This is a genomic window from Ferruginibacter sp. SUN106, from assembly GCF_050611765.1.
In the GTDB taxonomy this organism is placed as follows: Bacteria; Bacteroidota; Bacteroidia; order Chitinophagales; family Chitinophagaceae; genus Ferruginibacter.
The window spans coordinates 187440-204877 of record NZ_JBODJC010000002.1 but is presented as its reverse complement, the minus strand read 5'-3'; the positions used below and the strand labels follow the sequence as shown (position 1 = coordinate 204877).

Here is a 17438-nt window from a genome sequence, read left to right as displayed (position 1 = left end):
TAGTAAAAAAATATAAATACTATGAAAATAATTATAAGAACAGCCTCCGTTTTTGTTTTGCTGTTTGTTATCAATAGCTGTTTAACAGCCCAGGTAACAGTGCAGAACAATGGTATTCTTGGGGTTCCTGCATCGGGTATATTTTATATCAACGGGCCTTTAATAAATGCATCAGGGGCAGCACTTACCAATAACGGCAGCCTTTATGTACAACAGGATATTACCAATAACCAGGTTAGTATGTCAGCAGGTACCGGCACTTTATATTTAAACGGTACCAGCATGCAATCCATTTCAGGATCGCAAATGTTTAAAACCTATAACCTGGTTACCAATAACAGCGCAGGCATTACTATAAACAATAACCTTAGTGTAAGTGGTGTGCATACATACACTGCCGGTTTAATTACCACATCGGCTACACCTAACTATATGGTGTACGAGGCGGGCTCATCCTATACCGGTGACGATGATACCAGGCACGTAGATGGCTGGGTGAAGAAATTTGGGAATACCGATTTCATTTTTCCTGTGGGCAATGCTACTTACGAACGCACTATTGCGTTAACCAATCTTACAGCCAGCAGTGAGTTTAATGTAAAACATTTTGATAACCCAACACCCAACCGTATCAATCTTTTTTCTCCCATTGTATTAATTGATACCAATGAATACTGGAAGATCAATAAGATAAGCGGTGCCAATGCCAAAGTGGTAATGAATTGGGATAATACAAAAATACCTATACCGCAGGTATTGATTACCGGTATAAGGGCAGGGTATTATAATGGAACCTTCTGGACAAATATCGGTGGCACAGGTGTTGGGGCTGTTGCAACAACAGGTACAGTTACGTCGAACAGCGTGTCGGCATTCAATAATAATTTTACCATTGCCAGTACCAGTTGGGTATTGCCTTTGGATATTATCAGTTTTACAGGAGTGCGTAACGGCAATTATAACCGGCTTAACTGGACCATCGGTAATGAAGTAAACGTATTGCATTACGAATTGCAACGCAGTAACGATGCCGTTAGCTTTAATACCATCAATATTCAGCAACCTAAAAATAGCAGCAGTACGGAACAGTACACTTATGATGATGTGGCTGCCATGCTGGGTAAAGTGTACTATCGTTTAAAATGTATTGATGATAACGGGCAGATAAAATATTCTGGTATTGTAATTATTACTGCAACACAGGACGGTCGTAAAGATTTTTATGTATTGAGAAACCCTGTAAGCGACAGGATAGATATTTATGCCAGCGATATCGTTAAAGGCACTTACAATTATACTATTGCCAATACCGCAGGGCAAGTGGTACAAACGGGAATACTGGATATTAAGAACCAGGGTGTGTACACCATCAATTTACAAGCTTATTTATCTAAAGGAATGTATATGCTGATAGTGCGTAATGCCAATAATACTTTGCAAAAAAGTATTTTGAAAGAGTAAACAGGGTGTTGTGATGATACGCTGTGGTTTTTGGTTATAATGGATATATGCAAACGGCGGGGATTTTATAATCCCTGCTTTTTTATTGTATAAACTTATTGCAGCGCTGCCAGCCTTACAAAGGTTGGCAGCGCTTTTTCACTCCCATCTTTGCATGAAAAATCCGTTAAAAAAACTATCTTCATAAAAAATAATATTATGGAATTGCAAGCACAATTTGAAAAAGCAGCAGCTGATAGTAAAAACCTTTCTTCAAAACCAGATAATGAAACCTTACTGCAATTGTATTCCTTATACAAACAAGGTACCGAAGGTGATGTCAATACAGAAGCACCATCAAACCCTTTTGATTTTGTAAGCAAAGCAAAGTACGAAGCCTGGTTAGCTTTAAAAGGTAAGGCAAAAGCAACAGCAATGGAAGAATATGTAGCACTGGTAGAAAAGTTGAAGGCGTAGAATAAAGGTTTATCAATTCATAAAGGTTTTACATGCTGCATAAAGTATGTTTACGCAGGAAAAGTAGAAATAAAAATCTGGTCATAACCGTAAGTATGAAATACATCGTTTTATTCTTAATCCTGATTAATGTACAACAATCAGCACTGGCACAGGATATCCTGATACCCTACAGAAAAGATACGCTTTGGGGTTATGCAGATGAAACTGGTAAGGTAGTGGTAAAACCTCAGTTTTACCGAACTGAATTCTTTGGACGAGGGAAATATAATTTTCCGTTGAAAATGATGGATAACGGAAAGCGTCTGACAGCCATTGTGAAAAATAACGGCACTATTATAAGCGATGCAAAGTTTTATTATGTAAACTACTTAACCAGTTTAAGCGGATACAGTTTTGAAGATACCAAAAGAAACGATGCTGGTTATAAGGCCTATGCAAATGCGTTGCAATACAGGGGCATGCTGGCTGATAATTATTTCCTGGTAAACCCGGGTATGGAGTTAAAGGACCTTCAATTGATAGATAGCAATGCCAACGTGATTTTTGAAGATATGGAATCTATCAGCATTGCAAATTATTATGACGAAGGGTATTTTAATTTTTATTTCAGGCGTAATAAAAAAGATGGCCTGGCCAATTATAAAGGACAGGTTTTAATTGCACCGTTATACGATCATTTAAACTTTCTTGTAAGAAAGAATAAGAAGGATTATGTGGTAGCCTCTAAAAATGGAACACAGGGTCTTATTAATCTGCAGGGCAAAACAATTATTCCCTTTGGTAAGTATCAAATAAAGGAATACGAATTAAAAGAATACCAATCATCTCCTGTTACAATCAACCAGGCATTGTTCAGCGTATGGGCTGGTGATAAACAAGCAATTTACAATGAAAGCGGAAAGAAAATAGTAGACTTTACCGATAAGGATATATATGTTGAAGCAGTACAAAAGAATGGTAAAGAACAATTAAATTTTTCCAGTACAGAAAGACGGACAATTCCCATTGACCAGGCAAAGGCTGTAGAAGACAAATTTACACAGGAGGTAGAAAAAGAAACAAGGGTTTACGCACCGGCTGAAGACAGGTCTTATGCTCCTGTGCAAACTACAAGTAAAACGGATGGCCGGTTGTTTACTATTTTTAAAAAAGGAAAATTCTTTGGCCTGATGGCGAATACGGATTCTGCAATAACCATAAAACCAGTTTATGATAGTTTGTATTGGGTAAACAGTGTCTATGACAGACGTAATAGTGTTTTGTATGCTGTAAAAGATAAACAGGTAGGCGTTGTTACTACCGATAATATTATCACTATTCCTGTCAGGTATAAAAGCCTTCTGGCACTAGCCGGCAGTTCTTATAAATATCCCATGAGAGAATATTTTATGGCAAAGAATAAGAACGATGTTGCTGGTTTGATATCACTGCAAAATGATATCGTCATTCCTTTTAATTATGCATTCATTTATTTTGAAAATAATGGTGCCGATGATTCTACATTGAATTTTATGGTAAAGAATATCAATGGCGGTATGGGCATTGTAAACAATTATAATCAAACCATACTGCCGGAAAAGTACAGCAGTTTATCACTGGTTAATGGCATGTTGTATGATGAAGGAAAAGAAGAAAAGAAAGTACATTATTTAGCAAAACTGCTCGATGGCAATTATGGTATTATATCTCAGGACAACAAAGTGTGGCTGTCTTTTTTATACGATTCCATTTGCGCCATCAGGATATTGAATAATAAAAAGGACTACAACTGGCAATCTTTTTTTACGATAAAAACACAGGGAAAATATGGGATTGTTAATAAAAAAGGGGAGTATATTTTTAAACCTGTTTTTGATCAGGCAATATTCCTCATCAACAGCAAGCTGACTGATAAGGAATATTTTGCCCAGTCAGCTGTTGGAAAAAAAGGTAGTAGCCTGGTATCTAACTTAAAAGGTTTAATAGTGGATGCGGATAAGGGATACAGCTTCAGAGAAAAAGCATCTAATAATGATTATGATAATGGGGTGCTTTTTTTTACAGATAATGCTACTCATCTTTATGGCGCCATATTATTGAATAAAAACAATGAGATCATAAAGCCGGTTTACGTTTCGGTAAATAACCGTACTTTTCTCAATGAGACTCCAAAAGCAAAACAAACCCATACTGTTTATTATATGATGGTGCAGGATAAAGATCGTATCCAGGATATTTTTACTAATACCGGGATAAAGTTTTTTGAGGATTAGAAACTCTACAGAATAAATTTTGTTTAGAACCGGCAATATTTTACCGGTATCGATACTTTAAAATAAAACAAAAGTCAGGATAGTTTTTAGTTGTCCGGCTTTTTACTGTATCAACGCCACATTTCCCTTAAGCGTCAGCACACTGCTGTTATCACAAAGAATATCTATCGTATACACAAATACATCAGGATTCTGTTTCATACCCCTTACTGTTCCATTCCATCCTGCATTGGCGTCATTGGGCATAAAGCCATTTTTCTCATACACCACTTCGCCCCAGCGGTTGAAGATGCGTAAGGTTTTAATGGAGAACAAGCCGGTACCTCTTGGATAAAAAATATCATTTACCCCATCGCCGTTAGGAGAAAAAGTATTGGGTATAAAAACATTGGCACCATTACAAATAACAAATACGGTTACACGATCACGGGTTTTGCAGCCACCTGCATTCCTGGCTTCAACTACGTACTCAGTAGTTTCTCTTGGTTTAACAGTTACGCCGGGATAATGATTTTGTACAATGCTTTGTGTAGGAGTCCATGTTACCGCACTTACATCTGCAGAGATAGTTGGCATCAGGTCAACACTTTGGCCTACATTAATGGTTTTATCATTGCCTGCTTCTACAGTAGGTATAGGATAAACTTTTACTGTAACAAAACCGGTATCTCTGAAACATGCTTTATCATCTGTGCCAATTACTTTATAGGTGGTGGTGTTTTGAGGAGTTGCTAAAGGAGTGGCACTGGTTGTACTGCTTAATCCCGTTGAGGGGCTCCATACATAAGAGAATCCTCCGCTGGCAAATAACCGTACCGAACTTCCTTTGCATAATGTATCACCAAGGCTGTTGAGCATAGTAAAACGCTGTTTTACTTTTACCAATACGCTATCGGTATTGCTGCAACCTTGAAGTGTTGTTCCTTTTACAATATAGTTGGTAGCAGAGTCGGGCCTTGCAGTTGGTTTGGCACAATTGGTACAACTCAATCCTGTAGCAGGAGTCCAGGTATAAGAAGCCGCACCGGTAGCAGTTAATGAAACACTGTTGCCCCTGCACACTAAAGTATCCACGCCTGCATCAATAATGGGTACTAAAAACGCATCAATAGTCTTAGTTATGGTATCTGCACATCCGCTGCTGTTAATAGCAATCAGTTGAGCATTATACGTTCCTGCAGTAGCATAAATTTGTAATGGCGGATTTTGTACAATGGAGGTAATACCGTTTCCAAAATTCCAGTGCCATTGTATAGCCGAAGTGTCTGGCACTAATAATTGTCCCTTAAAGCTAACCGTTAGTGGCGCACAGCCATTGCCAGTGCTGCCAATACTGGCTTGGGGCGATGCCACAATTCTTACCGGCGCAGGATTTTTTAAAGTATCAGCACAACCACTTTGTGTGGTAACAATTAATTGTGGATAATAAAGCCCTGGAGTGCTATAAAAATGCGTTGGGTTTTGCAAAGCAGATGTATTACCATCTCCAAAATCCCATGCATAACTTGCAATAACATCATTGCTCATGGATGAATCAGAAAAACTGATAGAAGCTGCATCACAATAATTATGATTGATAAATCCAAAGTTGGCAGCAACACCATTTACTACAATTGTATCCGGGCCAAGCACAGGAACTACACATCCCCCCGGATCTACCAATATCATTTTAGGTACATAAATACCGGGAATGGTGTAAGTATGAGACATTACAGAATCTAAAGTAGACGTGGTGGTACCATCATTAAAATCCCAGATAAATGAAAGCCTGTCTTGCGTAGTAGCAGCAAAATGTACCGTTAAAGGTTTGCAGCCATTGGTAGGGCCGTAGGTAAAATTACCTAGCGGACCACGTACAGTAATTTTCTTCTGATAAACATCGGTGCAACCGCCGGGGCTGGTAACAGTTAATTTAGCAAAATAAATTCCAGGTACATTATAAAAGTGAGAAGGGTTATCAGATTGTGTGGAAGTACCGTCGCCAAAATCCCAGTTTACTGCCGTAAAGTTTTGCGAATGGTTGGTAAAGCTTACAAATAAAGGTGGGCATGTTCCCAAAGAATCGCTCATGCTGAAATTGGAATGAGGTGATACAATCCTTACATAATCAGGAATGATGAGCGAATCACTGCAACCATACTGGTCGGTAATAAATAATTTTATCGTGTATAACCCATCAGCGGCATAGCTGTGTGTTGGATTGACTGAAGTACTGGTAGTACCATCCCCAAAATGCCAGGTATAATTTAACCCCGGGCCTGTTGATGTATTGGAAAATGTAATGAGTTTGGTGGGGCAGGATAAAGTATCCACCGTAGCAAAATTGGCTACCGGTTTTGAAATAGTAATGATACTGGGATGTACTATAGAATCGATACAACCTTTACTATCTGTAACTTTTAGCGACACCGTATAAACGCCAGGTCCGCTATAAGTATGTTGAAACGGAGGAGTTGTCAACGTATCAATGATACCATCTCCATAACTCCATATCCAGGTAGAAAGAGGGTGTATACCATCCGGTACAGAATTATCAGTGAAGGTTATGGCACTTAACAAACAACTTCCGGGTACACCGGGGGCAAAGCCTGCAGTGGGGCCATCTACCTGTATGTACAAGGGTTTAATTAAAGTGTCTTTACAATTAAAAATATCAGTTACTATTAATTGTACAGTGTATTTGCCTGCAAGCGTATAGGTATGTGAGGTGCTTCCGTTGCCACCTGTGGCGCCATCGCCAAACGACCATTCGTAACTGGCTACATTGGCATTGTTATTACCGGTAGCAGTAAAATTCACCACATTGTTTTTACAGATAACAGAATCAGAAGCTGTAAAACTGGCTCTTTCATCAATAATACGTATCGATGTTGTTTTCGTGTATTCGCAACCTGTAGTATAATTTTTAACCCGTAAAGAAATGGTGTAAGTGCCGGTATCTGCAAAAGTATGCACCGGACTTTGTTGTGTAGAAGTATTGCCATCGCCAAAATTCCAGTTCCATTCATCGGCACCAATAGATTTATCAGTAAACGTACGGGTTTTAGATTTGCACAAAAAATCTACATCAAATGCCGCAATAGGCGGATTGATATGTACATAGTTTAAAAATTTAATAGAGTCGCAGCAACCGGCATTGCAAACAATTAAAGTAATATTAAAATAGCCGGTATCTTCATAAGTATGTGTAGGGTTTTGTTCATTGGATGTAGCGCCATCACCAAAGATCCAAAGCCAGTTAGTAATTGTGCCTGTGGAAAGGTCTGTAAAATTTACGGGCATATGAGCACACACGTCTCTTGGCGTAGCTACTAAATTAGGCACCGGTTTTACGGAAGCAGTAATGCCTCGTATAACCGTTGCGGTGTCTGTACATCCGCCGGCAGTAGTTATAATCAGTTGTATATCATAAACACCTGCAGCAAAAACATGTGTTGGATTTATAGCGGCAGATGTATTGCCGTCACCAAAATCCCAGTGATAACTTACCACGGGATCCACTGAGTTTACAGTAGAAGAAAATGTCCAGGTTAAAGGAGCGCAGGCTGCAACCGGTAAATTATTAATGCTCACTTGCGGTGGTAGAATTTTTACCAGGTCAATTTTTTGTAAAGTATCTGAGCATCCGTTGGCATTGGTTATAATTAAAGTAACGGTAAATGTTCCCGTGCTGTTGTATGTGTGTGTAGGGTTGCGTACAGTGGAAGTACTACCATCGCCAAAATCCCAGTTATAGGTTGCAGCACCTGCACTGGTATTATTGAAGCTAACAGTAAGTGGAGCCTGGCAGGCGCTGGTGTTGGCTGCGGTAAAGGCTGCTGCAGGTTTACTTAAAACCGTAACGGTTTTGTAAGCCGTATCAAGGCAACCACCAAAATCTGCTATTAAACGTATTTGATACACTCCCGGTGTGTTGTATATTTTTATTGGATTTATTTGTGTGGATGTGGTGGCATCACCAAAATCCCATGCGGCGGCAACAGGTGCCGGTGCAGAGGTATTGGTAATGACTAATGGAACATTTACACAAACACTATTAGCGCTGGTAAAAGCAGCATTGATAGTGCCTATATTGATAAGATTGGTTTTTGTAATGGTGTCCGTACAACCGCCACTGTTAGTAGTGATCAGCCTTACGGTATAAACGCCTGCGGTATTGTAAATATGAGAAGGGTTGGCTGTGGTGGCAGTACCGCCATCACCAAAACTCCATTGATAATTTAGTATACCCGTACCTGTAGATAAATTTTGAAAATTAACCGTTACCGGAGGATTACAGGCAGAAGGAATGTTGTTTGAAAAGTCGGCATGTACGCCGCTGCTGATCTTTACATATTGCAGCTTGGTTAAAACTTTGCTGCAACCAAAACTATTGGTTAATCTTAAAGTAACATTGTAATTACCCGATCCGGCATAAGTATGCGACGGGCTTTGAATATTGCTTGAAGCACCATCACCAAAGTCCCATTGCCATGTGCTGATAGTACCACTGCCGGCAGAACTTTGATCTGTAAAATTTACGGGTAAAGGAAAACAGCCTGTTAAAGGAGCACCTGTAAAAGCAACAGTGGGTGAAGCATTTACTGTAATATATTGCGATTTGATGATGACATTAGAATCACCATTTACATCATGTACTACTAATTTGATAGTGTATTGGCCCGGATTAAAATAGGTAACGGAAGGATTTTGAAGAAAAGAGATAGTGCCATTGCCAAGATCCCATTTCCATTGTGTGGGCGAACCTGTAGATTGATCGGTAAAACTTACAACAAGCGGTGCACAACCTGCTAAAGGTGTGGCTGTAAAATTAGCAGTTAGTTGAGCTTTTGTAGAAAAGCTAAAAAAAACTAATAATACAATAATTAAACTGTATTTGACTCCAGAATTGGCAGTCATTGTTAGTGCGTTGTTTTTTATGAATAATTGGACAGTACAACCCAGGGCTGTATGCTGCTATAACTCAAAACCAAATAAAAAATTGTGTTAGAAAGAAAATAACCAGGACGAGTATTTCCGTTGCGGTTTAAGACAATTAGTATAAGGTTGTAAGCTAAAAATTCTGCGAAAGGCTAAGTTAATGGAATTTATCCACATTTACAAGCGTTGCATGTGCAAAACTTTTGGCTCGGTAGTGCCCCAGGGAGCTAATTCCATAACGGGAAGGGCTTTTTTAGTGAATTTCCATTCCCTGTTTAAGAAGCTGAAAGACGTAACTGAGGTAGGCAAGGTGATCACCAGTTTACTATAATCGTCATTAGAACTCCAGGTGCCGGTGAGTACAGTGGTGCCCATTGTTGCAGTCATAGGGCCATCCAATAAGGTATTTTTGGTGAGCTTAAAAGTATAACCATTAAACTGGGCAGTAAGGCTGGTACCATTGTCGGTGGCCTCTTCCACCACAAAATCTTTGTTTAAAATATTATCTTCAAAATATTGTTCCAGTAAACTTCTGTTAGCCGCAATGATGGCGCTTTTACTGCAGCTGCTCAGCAGTAATACTATAGCAAGAATTAATGCAATAAAAAATCTCGACCTGTAAATTATACCGGGCATACCTTCATTTTTAAGTATTGTAAATATCACTGTATTTTTTAGTGGCATAATTAATGAAATGGGTACTGTTTAATGTTTCGCCTGTGGCTTTTTTACACAATTCTTCAGAAGTGTAATACCTGCCGTACGGATAAATATTTTTTTTAAGCCAGTGCAGCAATGTACTGTTATTTCCAGCTGCTATTTCCTTTTCTACAGAGTCATTTTCCCCCGTTATCGCTGCATATAATTGTGCAGCATACAAACTTCCTAAACTGTAAGTAGCAAAATAGCCAAAACTGCCATGGCTCCAATGCACATCCTGCAAACAGCCTCTTTTATCATCCGGTACTTTTACACCTAAATATTGTTCGTAATGTTCGTTCCAGTATGCAGGAATATCTTTTGTTGCGATCGTTCCGTCTATCAGCATTTTTTCTATCTCGTATCGTATCATTACATGAAAATGATAGGTCAGTTCATCAGCTTCTGTTCTTATTAATGAGGGTTGCACTTTATTGATAGCCCTGTAAAATTCTTCTGTGGTAATCTTGCCAAACTGCTTTGAAAAGAACGTTTTTGCCAACGGAAAATTGTGTTGCCAAAAGGGTAAGGCCCGCCCGACATTGTTTTCCCACAGGCGGCTCTGGCTTTCGTGAATGCTCAGGCTGGCGTATTCCCCCAGTGGCAAGCCATATTCGTCACCCGGTAATCCCTGCTCGTATAAAGCATGTCCGCCCTCATGTATACAACTCCAGGTCATGTTACCAAAATCGGTTTCATCAATCCTTGTGGTAACCCTTACGTCGGCATTATTAAAATTAATGGTAAAAGGATGTTCGCTCATATCCTGCCTGCCTGCCTCAAAATCAAATTCCATGCGCTTTAAAATTTCCACCCCAAATTTCCATTGCTGGTCTTTATCAAAATGCTGGTGCAGAAAGGAACTATCTACCTGTGTTTTATTTTTTATAGTGTTTAATAAAACGGATAACTGAGGTTTAAGGTCAGCAAAAACTTTGTCGGTGATAGCTACTGTTAATCCTTTATCATATTCATTCATCAAAGCATCATAAGGATGTTTTTCATACCCTAAAATATCCGCTTCCTGCTTTTTTAGTTTGATCAGGTCATCCAATGGTTGCTGAAAACCGGCAAATGAATTTTCTTTCCGGGCTTGTATCCAGGCATGAAAACTTTTATTGGTGAGTTCGCTCATCTGCCGCACAAAATCACTGGTGAATTTTGTGGCTTTGTTATAATCGACCAGGCTCAGCTCCACATTCTTTTTTTCAGCATCACTCAAATCATTTTTGTCCAATAATTCCTTAAGCAATGCACCGGTTTTTTCATCGGTAAATTGCTGGTGTGCTATTTCACTCAGCGTTGCAATCTGTTTTCCCCGGATACTATTTCCTTTTGGTGGTAAATAAGTCTCCTGGTCCCATTGTAAAACTGCTGATGCGTATTTTACATCGGCTATTTTTTGCATCTTTGTTTTATATTCATTGTACAGTGCTGCTGATTTCATACTTTAATTTTTATACATGATCATTCAGGATATTCTAACTTCTTTAGAAAAAATTGCACCACTTTCATTGCAGGAAAGTTACGATAATGCCGGCCTTATCACAGGTAATGCCGGTTGGCAATGTACGGGAATTATTACAACATTAGATGCAACAGAAGATGTAGTGAAAGAAGCGATTGAAAAAAATTGCAACTTAATTGTGGCGCACCATCCCATTGTATTTGGCGGATTAAAAAAAATAACCGGCAGCAATTATGTAGAGCAAACCATTATCACCGCCATAAAAAATGATATTGCCATCTATGCCATTCATACCAATTTAGATAACGTATTGCAAGGGGTTAATGGAAAAATTGCCGATAAACTCGGACTGGTAAACCGCAAAATATTACAACCCAAAAATAATAGTTTGAAAAAGCTATTCACTTTTGTTCCTCTTGCACACGCCGAAAAAGTACGCAATGCAATTTTTGCTGCAGGTGGCGGACAGATCAGCAATTACAGCGAATGTAGTTTTAACACTTCAGGCTCAGGCACATTTAAAGCCGGCGAAAGCACCCATCCTTTTGTGGGCAAGATAGGAGAGCGTCATACCGAAGATGAAATAAAAATAGAAGTGATTTTCCCGTCATGGCTGGAAAAAGCAGTATACCATGCTATGATAGCAGCACATCCTTACGAAGAAGTGGCTCATGATATTATAGCACTTGAAAACACCAATACTTTAATTGGCAGCGGCATTGTTGGGGAATTGCCAAATTTCACGAACGAACAGGCGTTTCTGCAAAATATTAAAGAAAATTTTTACTTGTCGGTAATAAAGCACACGGCTTTAACTGGTAAACCGGTGCAAAAAGTAGCCCTTTGCGGAGGTGCCGGCAGTTTTTTAATTGGCGCTGCAATAGCGGCCGGGGCCGACTTCTACATCAGTTCCGACATTAAATACCACGAGTTTTTTGATGCCAACGGCCGGCTGGTAATTGCCGATATTGGCCACTATGAGAGCGAACAGTTCACCATCGACCTGTTATTTGAGGTTTTGACAGAAAAATTCCCTAACTTTGCCGTCCTTAAAACTGGCGTAAACACCAATCCAGTCCAGTATTTTTAAGATAGTGAGGAGATTTAAAGACACCTGTTCTAAAGCACGCTTTAAAAATCCGGAATCTAAAATCTAAAATCTAAAATTAAAATATGGCTTCAGTAAAAGATTTCTCCGTTGAAGAAAAATTAAAGTCCCTGGTATTATTGCAAAAAATAGATTGCAAACTGGACGAAATTCAAATTCTTAAAGGTGAATTACCTATGGAGGTTAAAGACCTTGAAGATGAAATTGAAGGATTACATGCAAGACAAACCCGTGTGGAAGAAGAGATAAATGGTATCCAGGAATTTATCGAACAAAAGAAAAATGGTATCAAAGAAGCTGAAGAGCTGATTAAAAAATACGAAAAGCAAAGTGAGAATGTAAAGAATAACCGTGAGTTTGAAGCAATCAATAAAGAGATTGAAATGCAAACCCTGGAAGTGAAACTTTGCGAAAAGCATATTAAAGATGCTACTGAAGAAATTTCTGATAAGGCAAGACAATTGGAAATTGCAAAGAAAGCAGTTGCCACCAAAGAACACAACCTTGCCGGTAAAAAAGGCGAATTAGAAAAGATCATCAGCGAAACTGAAAAAGAAGAAAAGCATTACAATAAAGAAGCAGAAGCAGCAAGAACGCATGTGGATGAAAGATTGGTATTAAGCTACGACCGCATCCGTAAAAATTACCGTAATGGTTTGGCAGTAGTACCGGTAGAAAGAGATAGCTGCGGTGGTTGTTTCCATGCTATTCCTCCGCAAAAACAAAGTGAAATTAAACTGCGTAAAAAAGTAATGGTTTGTGAAAACTGCGGCCGTATTTTAGTAGATGCAGATTTAAATGATACTGTAGAAGTAAAATAAGTACTCTGGATATTCTATCCGGATTTATCACAAAATAATAAGAACATCCCGACTTTCGTCGGGATTTTTTTTTGCCACAGATTACACAGATTACACAAATTTTTTCTTACGGCAAATGGATTGTATTTATCTGTGGAATTTGTGTAATCTGTGGCAAAATAATTTCTTTAGAAATTCCAGGTAATTCATGGCAAAAAAAAACTAATTTGCTCTATCAAATTATGCTTTTAAAATTACACATACAGAACTACGCTATCATTGACGACCTGGTTATCGACTTCAGTGATAACCTTAATATCATCACTGGCGAAACAGGTGCCGGTAAAAGTATTTTAATGGGCGCCCTGGGCTTAATACTGGGCGAAAGAGCCGATAGCAGTGTATTACAACAGAAAGAAAAAAAATGCGTGGTGGAAGGTTATTTCAACAGCGAAAACAAAACTGCAGTAAAACAATTTTTAATCGCCAATGATTTAGATGCCGATGAAGAACTGGTGATAAGAAGAGAGATTGCAGTTAATGGAAAATCGAGGGCCTTTATTAATGATACACCGGTAAATGTAAACCAGCTTAAAGCATTAAGTGCTGCATTGGTTGACTTGCACCAACAGTTTGACACTTTAGAATTAGGTGACGCAGATTTTCAGCGGGAAGTGCTGGACGCATTAGCAGATAATGGAAAATTATTACAGCAGTACACCACACAGTTTAATCAGTACACCAAAACAAAAAAGGAATTACTGGAATTACAACAACAACAAACTGCTGCCAATACCAGCTACGACTATAATAAATTTTTATTCGACGAACTGGAAGAAGCTAATTTTAAAGACAATGAATTAGAAGAACTGGATGCAGAATTAAAGTTGTTAAGTAATGCAGAAAATATAAAACAGCAATTAGGCAGCATTTACTTTGAATTGAAAGAAAGTGAGCAGCCGATAGTGCAACAGTTAAAAGCATTGAATAACCGCTTACATGCTTTAGAGCAATACCACGGTTCTGTTGAAGGATTGAACAAGCGCTTGCTTAGTACACAAATAGAATTACAGGATATAGCAGATGAACTGGAGCAAATTAATGATAGCGTGCAGTACAGCCCTGATCGCATACAGGAAGTAAATGATAAAATTTCGTTGGGCTATAAGTTGCTGAAAAAACATGCTGTAAATTCCACTAACGAATTACTGGCTGTTAAGGAAGCCTTACAGGAAAAATTAAATGATGTGCTGAACATTAGTGAAGCCATTGCACAAAAAGAAAAACTAACCGCAACATTATTGCAGCAATGTGAGCAGCTGGCAAAAACAATATCTGCCAACCGCCATAAAGCCATCAAACCCTTTACCGAAAAAGTAAACGGTTTATTAAAGCAGGTGGGTATGCCCAATGCACAAATTAAAATTGAATTGACTGCTGTTGAATTAAATCATTCCGGCAGTGATGCCATTGAATTTTTATTTGATGCCAACAAAAGCAATCGCTTTGAACCATTACGCAAAGTGGCCAGTGGCGGCGAATTGAGCAGGCTCATGCTTTGCATAAAATCTTTGGTAGCACAAAAATTACAATTACCTACTTTAATATTCGATGAAATTGATACTGGTATCAGCGGTGAAGCCGCCAAACAAGTGGGCAACATCATGAAAGAATTATCAAAAGGCCATCAGTTGATTGCTATCACACATCAACCACAAATAGCTGCAAAAGCCAATGCACATTATTTTGTGTACAAAGCCATCAAAGGCGATAAAATTATTACCTCCGTTAAATTATTGAACAACGACGAACGCATTACCGCTATTGCACAAATGCTGAGCGGCGAAAAGCCCACTGCTGCTGCATTACAGAATGCGAGGGAGATGGTGGGGAATTAAATCTTTCACTATGAAATTTGTATTTACTGTTTTTTTTGCTGCTATCTTTTTTGTTTCTTATTCTCAGATACAAATAATTTCAATAGAAGGTGTAGTTAAAGATTTTGAGGGAGCTCCTATTAACGGAGCTACAGTCAGATCAAAACATACAAGTCCGGGCACTTCAACATCTTCAAATGGAACATTTAGATTAGATGGATTGAAACCTGGAGATACATTGGTTTTTACAAGTGTAGCCTGGCAAAAAGCATATTTTGTTGTTCAAAGAAAATACAATCGTTTAAATTTCCGGTTACTCAGGGATACTTTGCAAATATTTGTAAGGGAGAATAAAAACTCGACTTACTTTCTTGTTAGCGGAGCCGCATCGGATTACTCCAGGCCTTACAGAGTAATTGATTTTGACGAAACCTTAAATCCGGTAACCGAAGTAAAAAAGAAGGATGAAAGCTACATATTTACAAAGGTTGAAGTGAATCCCTATTTTTATACCAGCTATCCGGATTTTGCAGATAGCCTAACTGATGATATCAATAAGTTGAAGATGCGGAACAGGCCGAAAAAGCCTGCAAACATATTGGTTTATCTTTGGGTAAAAGGAGACAATAAGATTGAGGTAAATTCAATTACCGGAAATGTTAAAGATGAGGTTAAGGAAATTATTAAAAAAAGATTTCAAAGTATTCCGAAGATATATTCAGCCATACAAAACGGAAAAACCATTAATGTTTTAGGTTTTGTCAAAATCCAGATTGATATTACAGATGACAAAAAGGTGATGCTGAAAATGGTAAACACCTGATGAACAAATGACTTTTTTAGTGATACCATATTTATTAGCCATTCTTGGTATTCCCGCATTAATGACAATCCCTTTTTATTTTTTCAATAAATATTTACTGCAAAAAATCAATCCCGGGGATAGTGGAAAAAAGCTGCTCCTGTATTTTGTAATAGTCATTACTTGCTTGTTCGTTTACATTTCAATTGGCGTGCTTTTGATAGTAGAAGCAGCAAAACTTTTCAAGTAGCTTTTTTGAATAAATAGTTTTTATCTTTACCGCCATTAAAAGCCAAAACCATTTTATGTCATACAACTTACTAAAAGGAAAACGTGGTATCATCACCGGCGCATTAGACGAAAACTCAATTGCCTGGAAAGTAGCAGAAAAAGCACATGAAGAAGGTGCCACATTTGTTTTAACCAATGCACCCATTGCCATGCGTATGGGAGAGATCAATAAGCTGGCAGAAAAGACCGGCAGCCAGATCATCCCTGCCGATGCCACAAGCGTAGAAGAATTGACTAACCTGTTTACACAAAGCCAGGAAGTACTGGGTGGTAAAATTGATTTTGTATTGCACTCCATTGGTATGAGTGTGAACATCCGTAAAAAAATTCCGTATACAGAAAGCAACTACGATTACTTCATGAAAGGCATTGATGTAAGTGCGATGAGTTTTCATAAGATGCTGGCAGTGGCAAAAAAATTAGATGCCATAAACGAATGGGGTAGCGTGGTAGCATTAACGTATATGGCTGCACAACGTACGTATCCGTTCTATACCGATATGGCAGATATTAAAGCAATGCTGGAAAGTATTGCCCGTAGCTTCGGCTATCATTATGGGGTAGATAAAAAAGTGCGTATCAACACCGTTTCTCAGTCACCCACCAAAACCACGGCAGGCACCGGTATCAAAGGCTTTGGCGATTTCTTTGATTATGCCAATGCCATTGCACCATTAGGTAATGCCAGTGCAGAAGATTGTGCTAATTACTGCATCACTTTATTCAGCGATTTAACCAGGATGGTTACTATGCAGAATTTATTTCACGATGGCGGCTATTCCACAACGGGTGTAAGCAATTATGTAATGGAAAAATTGGGCGTACCGGAAAGTTAAGAGCTTTGTAAAGTATATAAAGAAAATAAAGTAGTAAAAAGTAAGCCTCCTGAATTTCAGGAGGCTCTTTAATATCGCAGAGAACCACTTGTAGCTTGCAGCTCTATACTTGCGGCTTAATATTCTTCTTCATTAAAAAAGAAATCTTCATGACTCGGGTAATCCGGCCAGATATCTTCCAGGCTTTCATATATCTCACCCTCATCTTCCAGTTCCTGTAAATTTTCTACCACTTCAATAGGGGCGCCGCTACGGATAGAGTAATCAATTAACTCATCTTTGGTAGCTGGCCAGGGTGCGTCTTCTAAATGGGAAGCTAATTCTAGTGTCCAAAACATATTATATCTCTTTAATTTTCTTAAATAATTGCAGGGCTGACTATCCCTAATTTTCCGCAAATGTATACGTTCTGTGGAAATAACCAAAAGTGTTTTATTAACGGCTGGTTTTTAAGAAGATTGTGTA

12 protein-coding genes are annotated in these 17438 nt (G+C 38.6%); 8 read left to right on the top strand and 4 right to left on the bottom strand.

The window, feature by feature from the left end; genetic code table 11:
- Window positions 1-21: 21 nt before the first annotated feature.
- The 3 genes from ACQ334_RS06910 to ACQ334_RS06900 all read left to right on the top strand — a co-directional run bounded on the left by ACQ334_RS06910 (window position 22) and on the right by ACQ334_RS06900 (window position 4172).
- Entirely contained in the window at window positions 22-1461 is a 1440-nt protein-coding gene (locus tag ACQ334_RS06910) for a T9SS type A sorting domain-containing protein (protein ID WP_430987450.1), read from the top strand.
- Between the two features lie 198 nt (window positions 1462-1659).
- Entirely contained in the window at window positions 1660-1917 is a 258-nt protein-coding gene (locus tag ACQ334_RS06905; protein WP_430987449.1) for an acyl-CoA-binding protein, read from the top strand.
- A 95-nt stretch (window positions 1918-2012) separates the two neighbouring features.
- Window positions 2013-4172 carry a WG repeat-containing protein gene (locus ACQ334_RS06900; RefSeq protein WP_430987448.1) on the top strand — a complete coding sequence of 720 codons (2160 nt, stop codon included), beginning with the start codon at window positions 2013-2015 and terminating at the stop codon, window positions 4170-4172.
- Window positions 4173-4274: 102 nt separating this feature from the next.
- Here ACQ334_RS06900 and ACQ334_RS06895 read toward each other — a convergent pair whose 3' ends face one another.
- From ACQ334_RS06895 to ACQ334_RS06885, 3 genes are all read right to left on the bottom strand, one after another.
- The gene (locus ACQ334_RS06895; RefSeq protein ID WP_430987447.1) at window positions 4275-9071 is read right to left on the bottom strand and encodes a PKD domain-containing protein; all 4797 of its coding nucleotides are present in this window, start codon (window positions 9069-9071) and stop codon (window positions 4275-4277) included.
- A gap of 198 nt (window positions 9072-9269) precedes the next feature.
- A complete protein-coding gene (locus tag ACQ334_RS06890) occupies window positions 9270-9728 on the bottom strand; it encodes a hypothetical protein (RefSeq protein ID WP_430987446.1) in 459 nt (152 codons plus the stop codon).
- A gap of 10 nt (window positions 9729-9738) precedes the next feature.
- Complete coding sequence (locus tag ACQ334_RS06885) at window positions 9739-11238, bottom strand: carboxypeptidase M32 (RefSeq protein WP_430987445.1); 1500 nt, start codon at window positions 11236-11238, stop codon at window positions 9739-9741.
- A gap of 16 nt (window positions 11239-11254) precedes the next feature.
- On the opposite strand from ACQ334_RS06885, the gene ACQ334_RS06880 reads away from it, so the two are divergent.
- The 5 genes from ACQ334_RS06880 (at window position 11255) to ACQ334_RS06860 (ending at window position 16973) form a co-directional block, all read left to right on the top strand.
- Complete coding sequence (locus tag ACQ334_RS06880) at window positions 11255-12349, top strand: Nif3-like dinuclear metal center hexameric protein (protein WP_430987444.1); 1095 nt, start codon at window positions 11255-11257, stop codon at window positions 12347-12349.
- Between the two features lie 83 nt (window positions 12350-12432).
- Window positions 12433-13188 (top strand): zinc ribbon domain-containing protein, encoded by a 756-nt coding sequence (locus ACQ334_RS06875; RefSeq protein ID WP_430987443.1) that lies wholly within the window; start codon window positions 12433-12435, stop codon window positions 13186-13188.
- 221 nt (window positions 13189-13409) lie between these two features.
- Window positions 13410-15065: a DNA repair protein RecN gene (gene recN, locus ACQ334_RS06870; protein ID WP_430987442.1), complete on the top strand. Its 1656-nt coding sequence runs from the start codon at window positions 13410-13412 to the stop codon at window positions 15063-15065.
- 10 nt (window positions 15066-15075) lie between these two features.
- Window positions 15076-15867 carry a carboxypeptidase-like regulatory domain-containing protein gene (locus ACQ334_RS06865; protein ID WP_430987441.1) on the top strand — a complete coding sequence of 264 codons (792 nt, stop codon included), beginning with the start codon at window positions 15076-15078 and terminating at the stop codon, window positions 15865-15867.
- Window positions 15868-16151: 284 nt separating this feature from the next.
- The gene (locus ACQ334_RS06860) at window positions 16152-16973 is read left to right on the top strand and encodes an enoyl-ACP reductase FabI (RefSeq protein WP_430987440.1); all 822 of its coding nucleotides are present in this window, start codon (window positions 16152-16154) and stop codon (window positions 16971-16973) included.
- Window positions 16974-17089: 116 nt separating this feature from the next.
- Here the strand turns inward: ACQ334_RS06860 and ACQ334_RS06855 are convergent, their stop codons facing one another.
- Complete coding sequence (locus ACQ334_RS06855; protein ID WP_430987439.1) at window positions 17090-17311, bottom strand: DUF2795 domain-containing protein; 222 nt, start codon at window positions 17309-17311, stop codon at window positions 17090-17092.
- Between the last annotated feature and the right edge of the window lie 127 nt (window positions 17312-17438).

What these genes read in the sequence shown, in the direction of transcription:
- recN (WP_430987442.1), top strand. Translation starts at nt 13,410, where the DNA reads ATGCTTTTAAAATTACACATACAGAACTACGCTATCATTGACGACCTG.
- ACQ334_RS06895 (WP_430987447.1), bottom strand. Translation starts at nt 9,071, where the DNA reads ATGACTGCCAATTCTGGAGTCAAATACAGTTTAATTATTGTATTATTA.
- ACQ334_RS06865 (WP_430987441.1), top strand. Translation starts at nt 15,076, where the DNA reads ATGAAATTTGTATTTACTGTTTTTTTTGCTGCTATCTTTTTTGTTTCT.
- ACQ334_RS06875 (WP_430987443.1), top strand. Translation starts at nt 12,433, where the DNA reads ATGGCTTCAGTAAAAGATTTCTCCGTTGAAGAAAAATTAAAGTCCCTG.
- ACQ334_RS06855 (WP_430987439.1), bottom strand. Translation starts at nt 17,311, where the DNA reads ATGTTTTGGACACTAGAATTAGCTTCCCATTTAGAAGACGCACCCTGG.
- ACQ334_RS06910 (WP_430987450.1), top strand. Translation starts at nt 22, where the DNA reads ATGAAAATAATTATAAGAACAGCCTCCGTTTTTGTTTTGCTGTTTGTT.
- ACQ334_RS06860 (WP_430987440.1), top strand. Translation starts at nt 16,152, where the DNA reads ATGTCATACAACTTACTAAAAGGAAAACGTGGTATCATCACCGGCGCA.
- ACQ334_RS06905 (WP_430987449.1), top strand. Translation starts at nt 1,660, where the DNA reads ATGGAATTGCAAGCACAATTTGAAAAAGCAGCAGCTGATAGTAAAAAC.
- ACQ334_RS06885 (WP_430987445.1), bottom strand. Translation starts at nt 11,238, where the DNA reads ATGAAATCAGCAGCACTGTACAATGAATATAAAACAAAGATGCAAAAA.
- ACQ334_RS06900 (WP_430987448.1), top strand. Translation starts at nt 2,013, where the DNA reads ATGAAATACATCGTTTTATTCTTAATCCTGATTAATGTACAACAATCA.
- ACQ334_RS06880 (WP_430987444.1), top strand. Translation starts at nt 11,255, where the DNA reads ATGATCATTCAGGATATTCTAACTTCTTTAGAAAAAATTGCACCACTT.
- ACQ334_RS06890 (WP_430987446.1), bottom strand. Translation starts at nt 9,728, where the DNA reads ATGCCCGGTATAATTTACAGGTCGAGATTTTTTATTGCATTAATTCTT.